Origin of the sequence: Paraburkholderia panacisoli (assembly GCF_008369935.1) — a bacterium.
Classification (GTDB): Bacteria; Pseudomonadota; Gammaproteobacteria; order Burkholderiales; family Burkholderiaceae; genus Paraburkholderia; species Paraburkholderia panacisoli.
Genome location: NZ_VTUZ01000153.1, coordinates 1 through 1,124 on the forward strand (window position 1 = coordinate 1; position 1,124 = coordinate 1,124).

Annotated in this window: 1 pseudogene; it reads left to right on the top strand. The window is 59.0% G+C overall.

Going from position 1 to position 1,124, the window contains the following annotated elements:
* Window positions 1-1,086: pseudogene (locus FVF58_RS51100) on the top strand (porin); the annotation flags it as partial.
* Window positions 1,087-1,124 lie beyond the last annotated feature (38 nt).

A 1,124-nucleotide genomic window follows, 5' to 3' on the forward strand; every position in this document is an offset into this window, starting at 1 on the left:
ACCGTGGCTTTGGGCAGTCGAGCGTCACCTTTTACGGAATTATTGATACAGGTGTCGAATACGTATCTCACGCCAATGCTGCTGGCGATAAGGTGTTTCGTATGCCCGGGATCACCGGTGAGGTTCCATCTCGTTGGGGACTCCGCGGGACAGAAGATCTTGGCGGAGGGTATAGCGCTGTGTTCACGTTAGAAAACGGGTTCAACGTCCGCGGCGGGGACCTGGGCCAAGGCGGACGCTTGTTCGGACGGCAGACATTTGTTGGAATCAAGAGCCCCCTATGGGACTGTTTCTTTCGGCCGCCAATACGCGATGACCTACGTGGCACTGTTGAGCACTGACGTCCTCGGGCCTAATATTTACGGCTTGGGGTCTTTGGACGCGTACGTGCCCAATGCCCGCGCCGACAACTCAGTTGCCTACACGGGAACGTTTAACGGTTTCACGCTCGGAACGACGTATTCGTTCGGCCGAGATTCGGCGGGCACGGGCAATTCTCCCGGTCAAGGAACCTGCGTCGGATCGGTGCCGGGGCACGCAACGGAGTGTAGAGACTGGTCAGTCATGTTGAGGTACGAAGCATCATTCTTTGGCTTTGCTGCTTCTTATGAGGAGGAACGTGGCGGAGCCAATGCCGCAGCGAACTTTTTCGATGGCGTTGCGCCGACGCCGATTCTCAACAGCGCCGCCAAAGACGCGCGCACTTTGGTGGGCGCATATGGCTCATGGGCGGGCGCGAAGCTCACCGCTGGTTGGCTCGGTCGGCGCGTCGTACCGGACTCGCCGGCCGTCACTGGCGTCCGCTCCGACACGTTTTTTGTTGGCGCCTCTTATTATGTAACGCCCGCTTTCATTGTCGACGGAGAGGCCTTTCGGATTATTAACCCAGAACACGACACGCGCGCGACATTGGCAGCGTTTCGAACGACTTATCAGCTCTCAAAGCGGACTGCTGTCTACGCGCAGGCAGCATACCTCGCAAACAGCGCCAAGGCGCGTTACTCGGTCAGCGCCGGCGGCGGCACTACGCCCGGGGCAGGCGTCGGCCAGATCGGCTCGATGCTCGGAGTCAAGCATCTTTTTTAGTAACCGCATAGTGCGGGGAGTCGGCCTGGCCGTTGACT